14 protein-coding genes, 1 tRNA gene and 1 pseudogene are annotated in these 15,023 nt (G+C 46.4%); 11 read left to right on the forward strand and 5 right to left on the reverse strand.

Annotation, left to right across the window (positions count from 1 at the left end; all coding sequences use genetic code 11):
• Window positions 1–3: 3 nt before the first annotated feature.
• From lgt to AOC07_RS06655, 3 genes are read right to left on the reverse strand one after another with little or no spacing between them, the layout of a single operon-like run.
• Window positions 4–795 (reverse strand): prolipoprotein diacylglyceryl transferase, encoded by a 792-nt coding sequence (lgt, locus tag AOC07_RS06645; RefSeq protein ID WP_215357210.1) that lies wholly within the window; start codon window positions 793–795, stop codon window positions 4–6.
• Between the two features lie 6 nt (window positions 796–801).
• Window positions 802–1,266: a DNA polymerase III subunit chi gene (locus tag AOC07_RS06650; RefSeq protein ID WP_215357212.1), complete on the reverse strand. Its 465-nt coding sequence runs from the start codon at window positions 1,264–1,266 to the stop codon at window positions 802–804.
• A 14-nt stretch (window positions 1,267–1,280) separates the two neighbouring features.
• Window positions 1,281–2,876 (reverse strand): leucyl aminopeptidase, encoded by a 1,596-nt coding sequence (locus AOC07_RS06655; protein ID WP_251371652.1) that lies wholly within the window; start codon window positions 2,874–2,876, stop codon window positions 1,281–1,283.
• A 162-nt stretch (window positions 2,877–3,038) separates the two neighbouring features.
• On the opposite strand from AOC07_RS06655, the gene lptF reads away from it, so the two are divergent.
• From lptF to AOC07_RS06670, 3 genes are all read left to right on the forward strand, one after another.
• Complete coding sequence (lptF, locus tag AOC07_RS06660; RefSeq protein WP_215357214.1) at window positions 3,039–4,154, forward strand: LPS export ABC transporter permease LptF; 1,116 nt, start codon at window positions 3,039–3,041, stop codon at window positions 4,152–4,154.
• Window positions 4,151–5,305 carry an LPS export ABC transporter permease LptG gene (gene lptG / locus AOC07_RS06665; RefSeq protein WP_215357216.1) on the forward strand — a complete coding sequence of 385 codons (1,155 nt, stop codon included), beginning with the start codon at window positions 4,151–4,153 and terminating at the stop codon, window positions 5,303–5,305. The genes lptF and lptG overlap by 4 nt, the downstream gene beginning before the upstream one ends.
• A 62-nt stretch (window positions 5,306–5,367) precedes the next feature.
• Window positions 5,368–6,309: a CysB family HTH-type transcriptional regulator gene (locus AOC07_RS06670; protein WP_215357218.1), complete on the forward strand. Its 942-nt coding sequence runs from the start codon at window positions 5,368–5,370 to the stop codon at window positions 6,307–6,309.
• Window positions 6,310–6,344: 35 nt separating this feature from the next.
• Here the strand turns inward: AOC07_RS06670 and AOC07_RS06675 are convergent.
• Window positions 6,345–6,429: transfer RNA gene (locus tag AOC07_RS06675), tRNA-Leu, on the reverse strand.
• Between the two features lie 153 nt (window positions 6,430–6,582).
• On the opposite strand from AOC07_RS06675, the gene AOC07_RS06680 reads away from it, so the two are divergent.
• From AOC07_RS06680 to rng, 8 genes and pseudogenes are all read left to right on the forward strand, one after another.
• Window positions 6,583–7,302, forward strand: coding sequence for a YebC/PmpR family DNA-binding transcriptional regulator (locus AOC07_RS06680; protein ID WP_215292496.1), 720 nt, complete (start codon window positions 6,583–6,585; stop codon window positions 7,300–7,302).
• A gap of 30 nt (window positions 7,303–7,332) precedes the next feature.
• On the forward strand, window positions 7,333–8,610 hold the full coding sequence (purD, locus tag AOC07_RS06685; RefSeq protein WP_215357220.1) for a phosphoribosylamine--glycine ligase: 1,278 nt from the start codon (window positions 7,333–7,335) through the stop codon (window positions 8,608–8,610).
• Between the two features lie 41 nt (window positions 8,611–8,651).
• On the forward strand, window positions 8,652–9,563 hold the full coding sequence (gene hemF / locus AOC07_RS06690; RefSeq protein ID WP_215358505.1) for an oxygen-dependent coproporphyrinogen oxidase: 912 nt from the start codon (window positions 8,652–8,654) through the stop codon (window positions 9,561–9,563).
• Window positions 9,560–10,249, forward strand: a complete 690-nt coding sequence (locus tag AOC07_RS06695; protein ID WP_215292500.1) for a nicotinate-nucleotide adenylyltransferase — start codon at window positions 9,560–9,562, stop codon at window positions 10,247–10,249. The genes hemF and AOC07_RS06695 overlap by 4 nt, the downstream gene beginning before the upstream one ends.
• A 47-nt stretch (window positions 10,250–10,296) precedes the next feature.
• Window positions 10,297–10,683: pseudogene (rsfS, locus tag AOC07_RS06700) on the forward strand (ribosome silencing factor); the annotation flags it as partial.
• Window positions 10,684–10,716: 33 nt separating this feature from the next.
• A complete protein-coding gene (rlmH, locus tag AOC07_RS06705; RefSeq protein WP_215292504.1) occupies window positions 10,717–11,160 on the forward strand; it encodes a 23S rRNA (pseudouridine(1915)-N(3))-methyltransferase RlmH in 444 nt (147 codons plus the stop codon).
• Between the two features lie 4 nt (window positions 11,161–11,164).
• Window positions 11,165–11,788 (forward strand): nucleoside triphosphate pyrophosphatase, encoded by a 624-nt coding sequence (locus tag AOC07_RS06710; RefSeq protein WP_256437859.1) that lies wholly within the window; start codon window positions 11,165–11,167, stop codon window positions 11,786–11,788.
• Window positions 11,785–13,248 (forward strand): ribonuclease G, encoded by a 1,464-nt coding sequence (gene rng / locus AOC07_RS06715; protein ID WP_215357222.1) that lies wholly within the window; start codon window positions 11,785–11,787, stop codon window positions 13,246–13,248. Before AOC07_RS06710 ends, rng begins: the two co-directional genes overlap by 4 nt.
• 7 nt (window positions 13,249–13,255) lie before the next feature.
• Here rng and msbA read toward each other — a convergent pair whose 3' ends face one another.
• Window positions 13,256–15,019, reverse strand: coding sequence for a lipid A export permease/ATP-binding protein MsbA (msbA, locus tag AOC07_RS06720; RefSeq protein WP_215292508.1), 1,764 nt, complete (start codon window positions 15,017–15,019; stop codon window positions 13,256–13,258).
• Between the last annotated feature and the right edge of the window lie 4 nt (window positions 15,020–15,023).

A 15,023-nucleotide genomic window follows, 5' to 3' on the forward strand; every position in this document is an offset into this window, starting at 1 on the left:
TTTTTATTCAGAAGAATTTGATTTGAATGAACTCATCAAATAAATACCAAAAAAGATCATAGGAACACATAACCACTGCCCCATTGACAAGCCTAAACCCAGGAGACCAAGGAAGGCATCTGGTTCACGCGCATATTCAGCCAAGAATCGGCAGACGCCATAACCCAATAAGAACAATCCTGAGACCTGGCCTATATGGCGTTGCTTGCTGGAGTAAATCCACAAGACCACTCCAAGCAAAACGCCCTCGCCTAACAATTGGTAGATTTGCGATGGGTGACGGGGAATGCTATCAACCATTGGAAAGACCATAGCCCAAGGCAAATCAGTGGGTCGACCCCACAACTCACCATTAATAAAGTTACCTAGTCGCCCAAAGGCTAAGCCAAATGGCACTAGGGGTGCCACCAAATCACTCACAACAAAAAAAGTGGTCTTGCGCTTTTTGGCAAACCAGTACAAGGCAGTGAGCACACCCAATAAGCCACCATGAAAGGACATGCCACCTTCCCAAATCTTCAAAATGTCTAAGGGGTGCATAAGATAATGCCCAGGCATATAAAACAATACATAGCCTAGGCGACCACCAAGAACAACACCTAAGACGCCTGCAAATAGAAGATCCTCAAGATCTTTATAGCTCCAACCAAGTGCCTGATAACGTGGCGCACGAATGCGTAAGCGGCCCAACAATAAGAACTGTGCAAAGGCCATGAGATACATCAACCCATACCAATGAATTGCAAATGATCCGATGCGAATTGCGGCAGGATCAAACTGTGGATGAATCAACATGAATAATTAACTCTTGGATTGGTCAAAGTTGTGTAAGTCATGACCGAGATCTCGATAAGCTTTGTAACGCTCGCGCCCAGCCAAACGCTCAACCTCATCAACTGCAACAACTTCAACTACTCTAGGAAAGCGCGCGACTAAGGCGGCTACATCTTGTGGCATCCGCATTCCCAAGTGAATCATGACATCTGCATGTGGCACGCTCGATAAGGCCGGGGAAGAAAAATCATCGGTTAAAACAATGGGAGTTTCAGCTGCAGCTTCATCATCAAGAAAACAATGAGGCAAAAAATCACTGCTACTGAAAGTCCAAAGTAACTCGTCTAGTTTTTGCAGATCGGCCATCTCACCAACCATCACAATATTGCGAACCGCCTGGCCTGCGGGGGTGGCACTCCAAATTTTACGCGTCAGACGGCAGGCGTATTCCAACTTGTCCGCCACATTGCTATGAAAGTCGATCCGTGCCATAGAGCGATGAACGCTTACTTCTGCTCAAGCAAGAAGTTCACAAGCAAAGGCACCGGACGACCGGTAGAGCCTTTTGCAGCCCCACTCTTCCATGCAGTACCAGCAATATCTAAATGGGCCCACTTATATTTCTCGGTAAAGCGCGATAAGAAGCATGCTGCTGTAACGCTACCTGCAGGACGACCCCCAATATTGGCGACATCAGCAAAGTTTGACTTGAGTTGCTCATGGTAAGCAGCATCCAAAGGTAAGCGCCAAACAGTATCCAATGAAGCCTTGCCTGCCTTGGTCAAGGCCCTAACGAGATCTTCATCCTCTGAAAATAATCCACTGTGCACATGACCCAAAGCAATCACGCATGCTCCCGTTAAGGTAGCGATATCAATTACTGCTTTAGGCTTAAAGCGTTCAACATAGGTTAGCGCGTCACACAGAATTAAACGGCCTTCAGCGTCAGTGTTCAAAACCTCAATCGTTTGACCCGACATACTCTTCACAATATCGCCTGGGCGAGTTGCTTTTCCTGAAGGCATGTTCTCGCATGTTGGGATCACACCAATCACATTCTGATTGAGCTTCATTAAACCAGCTGCATACAAAGTGCCAATGACCGAAGCAGCGCCACACATGTCGTATTTCATCTCATCCATGGCTTCACCAGGTTTTAATGAAATACCTCCCGTATCAAATGTAATGCCTTTACCCACTAAGACGATCGGTGCATCCCCAGCTTTGCCGCCTTGATGACGGATCACAATAAATTGAGGCGGGGTTTCAGAACCCTGCGCTACTGATAAGAAAGAACCCATACCTAAAGCCTCTATTTGCTTGCGACCAAGGACCTCTACCTTTAAGCCGACTTTCTTACTAAGGCCTTGAGCTGTCTTTGCTAAGTAAGTTGGCGTACAAATATTCGGAGGCAGGTTACCCAAATCCTTTGCAAGATGCATGCCTTCCGCCATGGCAACACCTTGCTCTACGGCAGCTTTCAGTTCTTTAGCGCAAGTATTGTTACCAGCAAAAACTAAATGCTTGAAAGTATCAGCCTTATCTTTGGCTTTGAATTTCATGGTGGGCTGGCGCACACCAAAACGATAGGCTTGATCGCCAGCATACTGAATTGTTAAGCGCACTTCCTCGGCAATCAATTCCGTTTTTTGTGCAAAGCTTGGTACAAACCAAAGTGCGTTTTCAATAGGGCCGCCGCTCAGCGCTTTCAATCCCGCACGCACCACTTTAGAAAAGCTTGTCAAATTATGCTCACTCGCATCACCCAAACCCAGCAATAGAACACGTTTCGCCTTGACACCACTGGCAGCCCAAGATTTATCAGCGCGCAAAATACACACAGATGATTGTTTATCGTCAAGATCACCCAGTAAATTGGCATGGCTGACTGAACCGCCGAGCAATTGGTCAAGCTCAGCCAAAAATCCAGCTTTACGCTTTACTGCTTTGGGGCCGCCAAAACTGTCAATGTCAGCTTTAGAATAGGCCAAAACTAAACAGTCAGAACCATGAGCCAGCAGGCTTTTTAGACTGGAAGTCAGAGCTTTTACGCTGTTGAGGTCAGCTTGAGGGAAAATCTTGGTGCTAAATTGAATGGTCATAATCTATTGCGGTATGTTTAAGTCGATTCAAGTGGTTAGGAAATTACTAAAAGGAGTCTTTTATCCATTATCCTCCGACATGCTATGAACTTCTTTTATCTGCACCAATATAAGCCATTTAAACCCTAACAATAAGCCCAGAATCCAGATAAACCACTTCACATGATTTTTAACCAAGCCCTCCGCCGCGAACTCAGTTTTACAACTGGTGGCGTCTTTTTGGTCTTGGTCACCATCATGGTAACCACCTTGGTGATCCGAATTTTGGGTTATGCCGCAAATGGTGCCGTTAACCCCGAGGATGCCCTGGTTTTAATTGCATTAGCCACTCTCGGCTACCTAGCAGTCTTACTAACAGTTTCTTTGTTTGTAGCAACCCTCATTGTCCTGGTTCGCTGGTACAAAGACTCAGAAATGATTGTGTGGTTCACGAGCGGCCTAAGTGTCACGAATTTAATTCGCCCCATACTGCAATTTGCCACACCACTCATTATTGTTATTGCATTACTCGCACTTTTTGTATGGCCCTGGGCCAATCGCGAATCCACCCTAATTAGTCAACGCTTTCAACAACGTGATGACGTTTCCATGGTGAGTGCCGGACAATTTAAAGAATCAGCAAAAGCAGAGCGTGTGTTTTTTATTGAAGAGCTCGATATTGATAAAAGCGAAGTAAAGAATATTTTCGTGGCTGACTCCAAGAATGGCAGGCTCAGTGTTGCCGTCTCCTCAACAGGGTTTATACAAAACTCCGCAGGTGGAGAAAAATCGATCATCCTTCATCATGGGCGGCGCTACGAAGGTCAACCAACTCACCCGGACTTTAGGATTTTAGAGTTCGATGAATACACAACCAAAGTCCACAGCAAAGATACTCTAGCGCCACCCCCGCGAGATCGGGAAAAAACAATCTCTGAATTGCTAAATGAATCCACCCCAGACACTATCAACCCCAATCGAGCCGAATTGCTTTGGCGCATTGGCCTGCCACTCATGGCCCTTGGATTAGTGCTCATTGCCATTCCCCTGGCTTACGTAAACCCACGACTCGGTAACTACACCGCCATGTTTTATGCGGTATTGATTTATTTGATTTATAGCAACTTACTAAACCTCACACAAAACTTTGTCGCAAAAGGAAAAGTAAGCATGCTAGTTGGCATATGGCCAATTCACTTACTAGCACTTCTCATTGCCATTTTTCTGATACGCAATCGAATTAATCCATCTCTAAAATGGTGGCGTCGTCAATTACCTGCCAGACTGGCAAGCAAATGAAGATGCTCTTTCCTTTTATTTATGAGCGTTATTTAGCCAAGCAAATTTATGCAGCATTTGGTTTTATTTTGTTTGCGCTTGTAGCCTTATTTTTATTCTTCGACATATTGAGCGAGCTGGGCTCTGTCCAGGGCGGCTATACGCTGCCCCTTGCACTACTCCATGTACTGCTGAAGGCGCCTAATCGCATCTCAGAAATTATTCCGATCGCCGGACTGATCGGCAGTATTTATGTTTTTGCGATGCTCGCCAGTCAATCCGAATTTACAATCTTGCGCATTGCTGGTTTGGACGTAAAACGTGGGCTCATTACCCTCACTAAAATCTCCCTGCCATTGGTAGCGCTCACACTGATCATGAGTGAATGGGTTGGCCCTTATACAGAAGCCAAATCAGATCAAATTCGCATGAAGGCGCTAGGTTCTGCCTACTCATCACAATTTAGAACGGGCGTTTGGGTTAAAGATCGCCTGCGTGATGAAGATGGTAGCGGGCCAGTTCGGCCTGGTGTGCGTTACGTGAACGTAGGCAAAGTTGATAAAGACAATGAGATCACCAATATTCGGATGTATGAATTTAATGATTCATACCATCTGCTGTCGATTAGAAGTGCCGCCTCAGGTCAGTTCGATGAAACTGGCATCTGGGTACTCAATGATGTTATAGAAACTCGCTTCAAGGAAACTAAGCAAAGTGATCCGTTGAACCCAGTCTTTTCATCACGCACCTTTACGCACCCGATCCTCACTTTAGAGTCTGAGGTCACGCCCCAAATTCTGAATGTACTACTGATTAGCCCCGAAAAAATGTCTATCGTTAGCTTGGGTCGCTTTATCTCCCATCTTCGCGATAACAAACAAGATACGCAACGTCACTCTATCGCCTTCTGGAAAAAAGTAATTTATCCCTTTACGATTTTTGTGATGCTGGCTTTAGCGCTGCCTTTTGCTTATCTAAAAGTGCGTGCTGGAAGCGTAGGTATTAAAGTTTTTGGTGGAATCATGCTTGGCATGAGTTTTCAACTTTTCAACTCGCTATTTTCAAATGTTGGGCTATTGGGATCCTGGCCTGCTTTTATGACTGCCTTGACGCCACCCCTCCTGTATTTCCTCTTGGCCCTTATTGGATTACGCTGGGTTTCTAAAGCTTAATACCCAAAATTCATTTAGAATTTAATTCCTATATCTCTGTTGATATATAGCTAGGAATCCATATGAATCTTCATCAATTCCGCTTTGTGCGCGAAGCAGTTAGACAAAACTTCAATCTGACAACCGCCGCTAAGGCGCTCTTCACCTCGCAGCCCGGAGTATCCAAAGCCATTATTGAGCTGGAAGATGAATTGGGTGTAGAGATCTTTCGTCGCCACGGCAAACGAATTCGCTCACTTACCGAACCAGGAAAAAGAATTCTGAGCTCTATTGAGCGCATTTTGGATGAAGTAGAAACCTTAAGGCGTGTTGGCAAGGATTTTGCGAGTCAAGACCAAGGTAACTTTGTGATTGCTACAACGCATACACAAGCTCGCTACGCACTCCCTAAAGTGCTTACTGAGTTCACTAAGCGCTTTCCAAAAGTACGCGTCAGCATTCAGCAAGGTAGCCCTGGACAAATTGCTGAGCTACTCATTCATGATCGCGCCGATATCGCCATCGCCACCGAAGGTATTGCGAATACACCAGGGGTCCTTGCGCTTCCGGGATATCAATGGCAACACGTTGTCATGGTGCCCTTAAGCCACCCTCTACTAAACCAAGCTACGGCGACTCTAGAAGAAATTGCTAAATATCCAATCATCACTTATGACAAAGCATTTGCCGGTCGCAGCAAAATTGACGCTGCCTTTTCCCAGCGCAACTTAAGTCCCGATATTATTTTGGAAGCAATTGATGCGGACGTCATTAAAACCTATGTTGAAACTGGCATGGGCATCGGTATCGTCGCAGGTCACGCCTATGATCCTGAGAGGGATCGCAATCTGAAAGTCATTCCGGCAGGCCATTTATTTGGTAACAACGTGACGCATCTTGGCGTCAAGCAAGGCGCTTATCTGCGCTCTTTTGTTTACACCTTCATTGAACTCTTCTCCCCAACCTTGACAAAGAAAATCGTCGAGCAAGCGATGAACAATGAATCAGATTCGTACGAAATTTAAGAATTTGGGGCTCAAAGGCTAAATCGTCATTTGAGTGGTGCCTCGGGGCGGACTCGAACCGCCACGCCTTGCGGCACCGGATTTTGAGTCCGGCACGTCTACCAATTCCATCACCGAGGCAGGTGTTTGCAGTGGAAATTCTGCTTAACTTTGACACTTTGTTACTGCTAAGACATGAGAGTGTAACAAAAAATGGCTAGTAAGCCTCTACCTTTGGTCTAGAAGACCTTAAAATGAAGACTTCTAGCCAAATTAATAAAAGGAATTACCTGTATGGCCGGCCACTCGAAATGGGCCAATATTCAGCACCGCAAGGGTCGTCAAGACGAAAAACGCGGCAAGATTTGGACCAAACTCATTAAAGAAATTACTGTTGCTGCCAAATTGGGTGGCGGCGATGTTGCAACCAATCCGCGTTTGCGCTTGGCTATCGATAAGGCTAAAGACTCCAATATGCCTAACGATAATGTGCAAAGGGCAATTCAAAGGGGCACAGGCTCACTCGAAGGCGTGAACTACGAAGAGATTCGTTATGAAGGTTACGGCATCAATGGCGCTGCCATTATTGTTGACTGCCTTACCGATAACCGCACGCGCACCGTTGCAGAAGTTCGCCATGCCTTTAATAAAAATGGGGGCAATATGGGTACCGAGGGATCAGTTGCTTTCCTGTTTAAGCATTGTGGCCAAATGCTATTTGCACCAGGCACCAGCGAAGATCAACTCATGGAAGTTGCACTAGATGCTGGCGCTGAAGATGTCATTACCCATGAAGATGGCTCTTTTGAGGTGCTTACACCAGTGCCAGATTTCACCAAGGTACAAGATGCTATTCATCAAGCAGGTCTCAAGCCCGAATTGGCTACTGTTGCGATGCGCCCTGAAACTGAGATTGCCTTAGAAGGTGATCAAGCAGAAGGTATGCAAAAACTACTAGATGCTCTTGAAAATTTAGACGACGTTCAAGATGTCTTTACGAACGCCGCCCTGTAACCCTCTTACTTACTTGAGTCACAACTCGCTATGAAAATTCTTCTCATTGGATCCGGTGGACGCGAACATGCATTAGCATGGAAACTTGCGCAATCACCTCAAGTACAAACTGTTTATGTGGCACCAGGCAATGGCGGGACTGCCACCGCTAAAAAAACTGCTGTTGGTATCGAGAATCTACCCATCACCGATCTGCAAGAGCTGGCTGATTTTGCCAAACGCGAAAAAATACATCTCACTGTAGTTGGGCCGGAGGCTCCATTGGCTGCTGGCATTGTGGATGTCTTCCGTAATAATGGTTTGCGTATTTTTGGTCCAACACAACTAGCAGCGCAATTGGAATCATCTAAAGATTTTTCCAAGGCATTTATGAAGCGTCATGGTATTCCGACTGCGGATTACCAAACCTTTTCTAGCGCTCTTGAAGCTCATGCATACATTGATGCTAAAGGTGCACCAATCGTGATCAAAGCGGATGGTCTTGCTGCAGGCAAAGGCGTTGTAGTGGCGATGAACTTAGATGAAGCGCACACCGCCGTAGACATGATGCTGGCTGATAACAAACTGGGTAATGCTGGTGCACGTGTTGTCATTGAGGAGTTTCTGACTGGTGAGGAAGCCAGTTTTATTGTGCTCGTTGACGGCAAGAACGTTCTTGCTTTAGCAACAAGTCAAGATCACAAGCGTTTACTCGATGCCGATCAAGGTCCCAATACTGGCGGCATGGGTGCTTACTCCCCCGCCCCGGTTGTTACACCAGAAATCCATGCTCGCGCCATGCGTGAAGTGATCATGCCAACGGTCAAAGGTATGGAATCTGATGGCATTCCGTACACAGGCTTTTTATATGCCGGCTTAATGATTGCGCCAGACGGCAAGATCAAAACTTTAGAATTTAATTGCCGTATGGGTGACCCAGAAACACAACCCATTATGGCTCGCTTGCGTAGCAACCTGGTGAATGTCTTGGATCACGCCATAGATGGCAAGCTCAATGAAGTCGATTTAGAATGGGATCGTCGCACGGCCTTAGGCGTGGTTCTTGCAGCCCATCGCTATCCAGATACTCCTCGTCACGGTGATGTCATTACCGGCATTCCTATCGATACCGAAGATCAAATCACTTTTCACGCTGGCACTAAATTGCAAGATGGCAAAGTAGTTACCTCTGGTGGTCGTGTGTTGTGTGTCGTAGGTCTTGCAGATACTGTTCGTGGCGCTCAGCAAAAAGCTTATGAAGTCATTAAGCAAATTCAGTTTGACGGCATGCAATATCGTAAAGATATTGGCTACCGCGCCATTAAATAAGTCCATCCAAAGCCACTCCCTTGTCAACACAGCACACTCAAATTGATATCACAGCCTTAAAGGATTATTTTTTAGGCCTACAAGATCGCATCACAGCTGCGATGAGTGCACTCGATGGCAAAGCTTTTATGGCCGATGAATGGCATAAACCCGAAGACAGCAAACTTAAGGGTTATGGCCGCACCTGCATTTTGGATGGTGGCAATATTTTAGAAAAAGGTGGGGTTGGCTTTTCACACGTCCGCGGCGATCAAATGCCCCCCTCTGCTTCACATCACCGCCCTGAACTGGCTGGTCGCAGCTTTGAGGCAATGGGAGTATCGCTTGTCTTTCATCCAAATAATCCTAAAGTGCCCACCACCCATATGAATGTGCGCTGCTTTATTGCGCAAGCTCCAGATAAAGAGCCGGTATGGTGGTTTGGTGGGGGCTTTGACCTCACTCCTTATTACGGCATTGATGAAGACTGTAAACACTTTCATCAGTCCGCCAAAGATGCATTGGATCCATTTGGTGAGGCGCTTTATCCACGCTTTAAAAAATGGTGCGATGAGTATTTCTACCTCAAGCATCGTGAAGAACCGCGCGGTATTGGGGGAGTATTCTTTGATGACTTTCATGAGCTGGGTTTTGAGCAAAGCTTTGCAATGACTCGCGCCGTAGGTGATGCATTCATTAGCGCCTATCTACCAATCGTGCAGCGCCGCTATCAAGATGCATTCACCTCCGAAGAAAAATCATTTCAAGAATACCGTCGAGGTCGCTATGTTGAATACAATCTTATCTTTGACCGTGGCACTATCTTCGGACTTCATTCTGGTGGCCGAACAGAATCGATCTTGATGTCGATGCCGCCAGTGGTCCAGTGGTGGTACAACTGGCAACCCAAGCCCGGCACACCTGAGGCCAAGCTATATGATTACTATCTCAAACCGCGCGATTGGTTAGCTTGAGTACCATTCAGAAAATTGGCATCCTAGGGGGAACTTTTGACCCACCCCACGTAGGCCACTTAAAACTAGCAAGCCATTTCGCAGAAATGCTGCAATTAGATGAATTACTGCTAATACCCAGTGGTGAACCATGGCAAAAAGGCTCAGACATTACGCCGGCAGAAATTCGCTTTCAACTGACAGAAGCTGCCGCTATAGATCTAGCCAGAGCATTCTTATATTTAAAAATTCCAACCCGCATTGGGGTTGACCGAATTGAGATAGAACGCGCAGGCCCAAGCTACAGCATTGACACTGCTAAATCGCTACGTGAGCGCTTTGGCCCTGAAGCAAGCCTCATTTGGCTGACGGGTGTAGATTCACTCATTCATCTTCCAAGCTGGAACTCTTGGCGTGATTTGTTTAAATTTATGCACTTTGCAGTGACGAGTCGGCCGCATTACGATCTGGATGCTGAGATGAGCCCTGAGATTAAAGAATTACTAAAAGTCCATCAAATATTAGACCCAGCAGCCCTTGAAAATCAGCCGGCAGGCCTCATCTATATTGATGAAAGCCTATCAGTCGACCTCTCCTCTACCGATCTGCGCAATCGCCTTAAAACTCCTGCCCGAGGGCAGATTGAGTCAGAGCAAATTTCATCTCACACCCTGCAAATCATTACAAATCTGGGCCTGTACCAGTAATCAAGCTAAGATCACCTTAAATACTAAAGAAATATCACTGAAAGACTATGGAATTACGTAAATTACAACGCGTCATTATTGATGCACTCGAAGATGTTAAAGCGCAGGATATTCGCGTTTATGACACCACAAAACTAAGCGAGCTATTTGATCGCGTGATCATTGCCACCGGTTCAAGCAACCGCCAAACACGATCACTGGCAATGTCTGTCAAAGAGGATGTCAATGCCAAAGGTGGTGAGGTCATCTCCATTGAAGGATTGGAAACTGGTGAATGGGTCTTGGTTGATTGCGGTGATATCGTTGTCCATATCTTGCAGCCGATGCTGCGCTCCTACTATCAGTTAGAGGGTATGTGGGGTGCAAAGCCGGTGCGCGTCAAGTTGGCTGGTAGCAAAGGGCTAATAAAAGCCAGCGAACTTGAAGACGACGAATAAATAACTTCCCCATAATTGATTTACTAGTCAATGCGCCTAACCATTGTTTCTGTTGGTCACAAAATGCCCGATTGGGTTACCTCAGCAACGCATGACTATGTCAAACGGATGCCGGTAGATTGCAGTATTGAAATTAAGGAGATCAAACCCGATCTCACCCCAGCCAAAGAAGCCATCAAGATAGTTGCTGCTATTCCAAAAGGCTCAAGAGTCATTGCTCTTGATGAGCGCGGCAAAGATCAAACAACGCAAGACCTAGCTAACCAGTTGGCTTCATGGCGCCAAGAGGGTTTTGATATGACCTTCTTGATTGGTGGCGCTGATGGTCTTGATGCCAGCCTTAAGACCAATACACAATCTATATGGCGACTTTCTAGCCTTACCTTGCCGCATGCAATGGCAAGAGTGCTGCTGGTTGAACAGCTCTATCGTGCTTGGACTATTTTGCAGGGACACCCCTACCATCGTGAGTAATTCTTTGCATTCTTTTATCTACCTTGCCTCACAAAGTCCACGCCGCCAAGAACTATTAAAACAAATGGGAGTGTGCTTTGAGATGTTGGCGCCCACTCCGGACGAAGATAGTGAGCGCATTGAAACCCCCCTTCTCCATGAAAAAGCGCGGACTTATGTTGAGCGCGTTACCCTAGCGAAGAGTGCTGCTGCTTTAACACGTTGGCAAAAGACCGATCTTGCATGGGCACCGATCTTATGTGCAGACACCGCTGTGAGTCTACCCAATAGTCTTGAAGGTGAGATTTTAGGAAAACCTGTAGATGCAATTGATGCGGCGCGCATCTTAAATCTGTTGAGCGGCAAAACCCATGAAGTTCTCACTGCTGTTGCCATCACTGTCAACCCCAGCGAAAAGCCACTTTGCTTAGTGCAAGTATCCAAAGTTCAATTCGCCCATCTATCGCAAGAGCAGATCGATGCTTATATTGCTAGTGCTGAACCCTTTGGGAAGGCGGGTGCCTATGGCATTCAGGGACTTGGGGGTGCATTCATTCCCTCAATTGAGGGGAGCTATAGCGGTATCATGGGGCTACCTATATTTGAAACTGCACAACTTCTAAAGCGCGCTCAAGTGTCATGCATATGAATGAAGAAATCCTCATCAATATCACCCCACAAGAGACGCGAGTAGCCTTAATTCAACAAGGCGCCGTTCAAGAATTACAAATCGAGCGCACTCGCCAACGTGGCATTGTCGGCAACATCTATCTTGCTAAAGTTGTGCGTGTGCTTCCCGGCATGCAGTCTGCATTTGTTGAAATTGGTCTTGAGCGCACCGCTTTTATGCACGTTGCCGACATCATCCAAAACAATCCACAAGCACAAATAGAAAAGCTGTTGTTTGAGGGGCAAACACTCTTAGTACAAGTCTTGAAAGATCCGCTGGGCACTAAGGGTGCTCGACTAACAACCCAACTCAGCATCGCTGGCCGCAATTTAGTCTACCTTCCACCAGCAGGGAGCGACCCTGTCGTCGAAAAATATATTGGCGTATCTCAACGCATCGACCAACCCGAGGAGCGCGAAGCCATTAAAACTCGACTTGCCGGTCTGATGGCAGCAGATGAAAAAGGCGGCATTATTGTGCGAACCAGCGCTCAAGATGCCTCTGATTACGAACTTCAGCATGACATGCATTACTTACGCACTACCTGGGAAAATATTCGGGAAGCCATGAAGCACAACGCTGCCCCCAGCCTACTTTATCAAGACCTAAGCCTTGCTGAACGAGTCTTGCGCGATGTAGCTGGCGAAGAAACGACCCAAATTCGGGTGGATTCTGCAGAGAACTTTGAAAAGCTCAAAGCATTTACCAATTTGTATATGCCCAACCTTTTGGGCAAACTCACCTTACATCGGGGTGAACGCGCCCTTTTCGACTTATTTGATGTCGATGCCGAGATTAATAAAGCTTTGGGTCGCAGAGTGGACCTCAAGTCTGGCGGCTATCTCATGATTGACCAGACAGAGTCCATGACAACGATTGATGTGAACACGGGCAGCTATGTTGGCGCACGCAATTTAGATGACACCGTTTTTAAAACCAATTTAGAAGCGGCCCAAGCAATTGCCCGTCAACTGCGTTTACGCAATTTAGGCGGCATCATCATCATTGACTTTATTGACATGCTGGGCAAAGACCATCAGGAATCCGTTCTGCATGAGCTCAAACGTAATCTAGATCGTGACCATGCACGCACCTCAGTCAGCGAGTTTTCTGCTCTAGGTCTGGTGGAGATGACCCGCAAACGTACGCGCGAATCCCTAGCCCATATCACCTGTGAGCCATGCGCTACTTGTATGGGTAAGGGTGAGATCAAAACTGCTCAAACCATCTGCTATGAAATCTTGCGAGAAATTGTGCGCGAGCATCGTCAATTCAATCCTCGCGAATTTAGAATCGTTGCCGCCCCCGATGTGATTGATTTATTCCTGGAAGAAGAAAACCAATTCTTGGCTCAACTAGGTGACTTCATTGGTAAACCTATCACTTTGCAAGCTGAGGGTAGCTTTCGCCAAGAGCAGTACGACATCGTTCTGAGTTAATTACCCTTTAAGCGTTTGAGAACTGAATGCGGTGCAAGTTTGCATACAGACCATCTTTTTTGATTAAATCTTCATGTGAGCCATTCTCGACGATTTGACCATGCTCAAGCACCACAATCCGATCAGCGTGTTCGATCGTCGATAGGCGATGAGCAATGACCAAAGTAGTTCTACCGGCCATCAGTCGATCTAGGGCATCTTGCACTTGACGCTCTGACTCTGAATCTAAGGCAGAGGTGGCCTCATCCAAGATCAAAATTGGGGCATTCTTATAAATAGCTCGAGCAATTGCCAGACGTTGACGCTGTCCGCCAGATAGGCGATTACCGTTATCGCCAATCATTGAATCAATGCCTTCTGGCAACTCTTTCATAAGGGCACCCAGGTTGGCCGCCTCCAAAGCTTCAATCGCACGTCCGCGATCAATGCCCTCTTGAGCTGGAGCGCCATAGGCGACGTTTGCAGCAATCGTATCGTTAAACAAAATCACATCCTGACTAACAAAGGCGATTTGTTTTCTGACATCGGCTAAGACAATATCTTCCAAAGGAATATCGTCCAAGAAAATATGGCCGCTAGTTGGCTTAAAGAAGCGAGGCAGTAAATTGACTAAGGTAGATTTACCGCCGCCAGAGGGCCCAACAAAAGCCACCACTTCACCTGGCTTGATAGCGAGATTAATTCCGCGCAAGGCGTCTTGACGACCAATCTCTTGTTGATAAGAGAACCCAACATCCTCAAAACGAATACCGCCTTTTGCTTTATCTAAGGACTTCATATTGACCCTACGATCTTCGGCCTCTTCTAAGGGTTGATCCATGAGCCCGAAAATCATCTCGGCCGCAGTGAGGCCTCGTTGTAAAGGTTGATTAATATCGGCCAAGTGTTTCAAGGGGGAAATCACCAGCATCATTGCAGTGATGAAAGCTGCAAAGCCTCCAACCGTTGTTCCTTCCGTGGCTGACTGCATCAAAGCAATCACCAGCACCACGGACAAGGCCATCGATGCGATCAGTTGAGTGATTGGTTGATTTAAGCCGCCTGCTACTGCAGACTTCAAGGCAAATTGGCGCAAACGCTCCGCCTTTTCCAGAAAGCGATTCATCTCATATTGCTCGGCACTATGAACCTTCACTATCTTATAGCCAGCAGCTGCCTCCTCAACAATGTATGCCAAATCACTTGTGAGTGTTTGCTGTTCACGATTTAAGGATCTGAGGCGCCGATTAACCTTACTCATGATGTAGGCGATGACTGGGAAAATTACCAGCACAACGAGTGTTAACTGCCAATTTAAATAAATTAGGTAAGCCATTAAACCCACTACCGTGAGAGAATCTCGGACTAAGCTGATCAACATTCCACCCATGACGGTCAGAACATTATTTACCTCAAAGACTACTGCGTTAATTAAATTGGATGCAGAGTTCTTTTGGAAAAAGGTGGTACTCGCATGCAGCAATGTTTCAAACATTTGCTCGCGCAGTTTGAGAAGAACAGAATTAATAACTTTTGACAATAAATAGTTAGAAAAGAACTGGGCTAAGCTGCGGATCATTGCCAAGCCGACTAAGAAAACGGGGACTTGCCAAAGTTTGCTATTAAGTTGACCGGTGAAACCACGATCAAGCAAAGGCTTCATTAGCGCCGGAATTGAGGTCTCAGCAGCAGCCACAAAGGCCATGGCCACTAAAGAGCCAAGAATCAGCCGAATATGGGGCTTGAGATAGGTAATTAAGCGATTTAGGGCAGTACGGTCTTGAGCATTCATATAA

Origin of the sequence: Polynucleobacter sp. UB-Raua-W9, from assembly GCF_018687435.1 — a bacterium.
GTDB lineage: Bacteria > Pseudomonadota > Gammaproteobacteria > Burkholderiales > Burkholderiaceae > Polynucleobacter.

Coding starts and splice junctions, on each gene's coding strand:
- lgt (WP_215357210.1), bottom strand. CDS start 795: ATGTTGATTCATCCACAGTTTGATCCTGCCGCAATTCGCATCGGATCA.
- AOC07_RS06650 (WP_215357212.1), bottom strand. CDS start 1,266: ATGGCACGGATCGACTTTCATAGCAATGTGGCGGACAAGTTGGAATAC.
- AOC07_RS06655 (WP_251371652.1), bottom strand. CDS start 2,876: ATGACCATTCAATTTAGCACCAAGATTTTCCCTCAAGCTGACCTCAAC.
- lptF (WP_215357214.1), top strand. CDS start 3,039: ATGATTTTTAACCAAGCCCTCCGCCGCGAACTCAGTTTTACAACTGGT.
- lptG (WP_215357216.1), top strand. CDS start 4,151: ATGAAGATGCTCTTTCCTTTTATTTATGAGCGTTATTTAGCCAAGCAA.
- AOC07_RS06670 (WP_215357218.1), top strand. CDS start 5,368: ATGAATCTTCATCAATTCCGCTTTGTGCGCGAAGCAGTTAGACAAAAC.
- AOC07_RS06680 (WP_215292496.1), top strand. CDS start 6,583: ATGGCCGGCCACTCGAAATGGGCCAATATTCAGCACCGCAAGGGTCGT.
- purD (WP_215357220.1), top strand. CDS start 7,333: ATGAAAATTCTTCTCATTGGATCCGGTGGACGCGAACATGCATTAGCA.
- rlmH (WP_215292504.1), top strand. CDS start 10,717: ATGCGCCTAACCATTGTTTCTGTTGGTCACAAAATGCCCGATTGGGTT.
- rng (WP_215357222.1), top strand. CDS start 11,785: ATGAATGAAGAAATCCTCATCAATATCACCCCACAAGAGACGCGAGTA.
- msbA (WP_215292508.1), bottom strand. CDS start 15,019: ATGAATGCTCAAGACCGTACTGCCCTAAATCGCTTAATTACCTATCTC.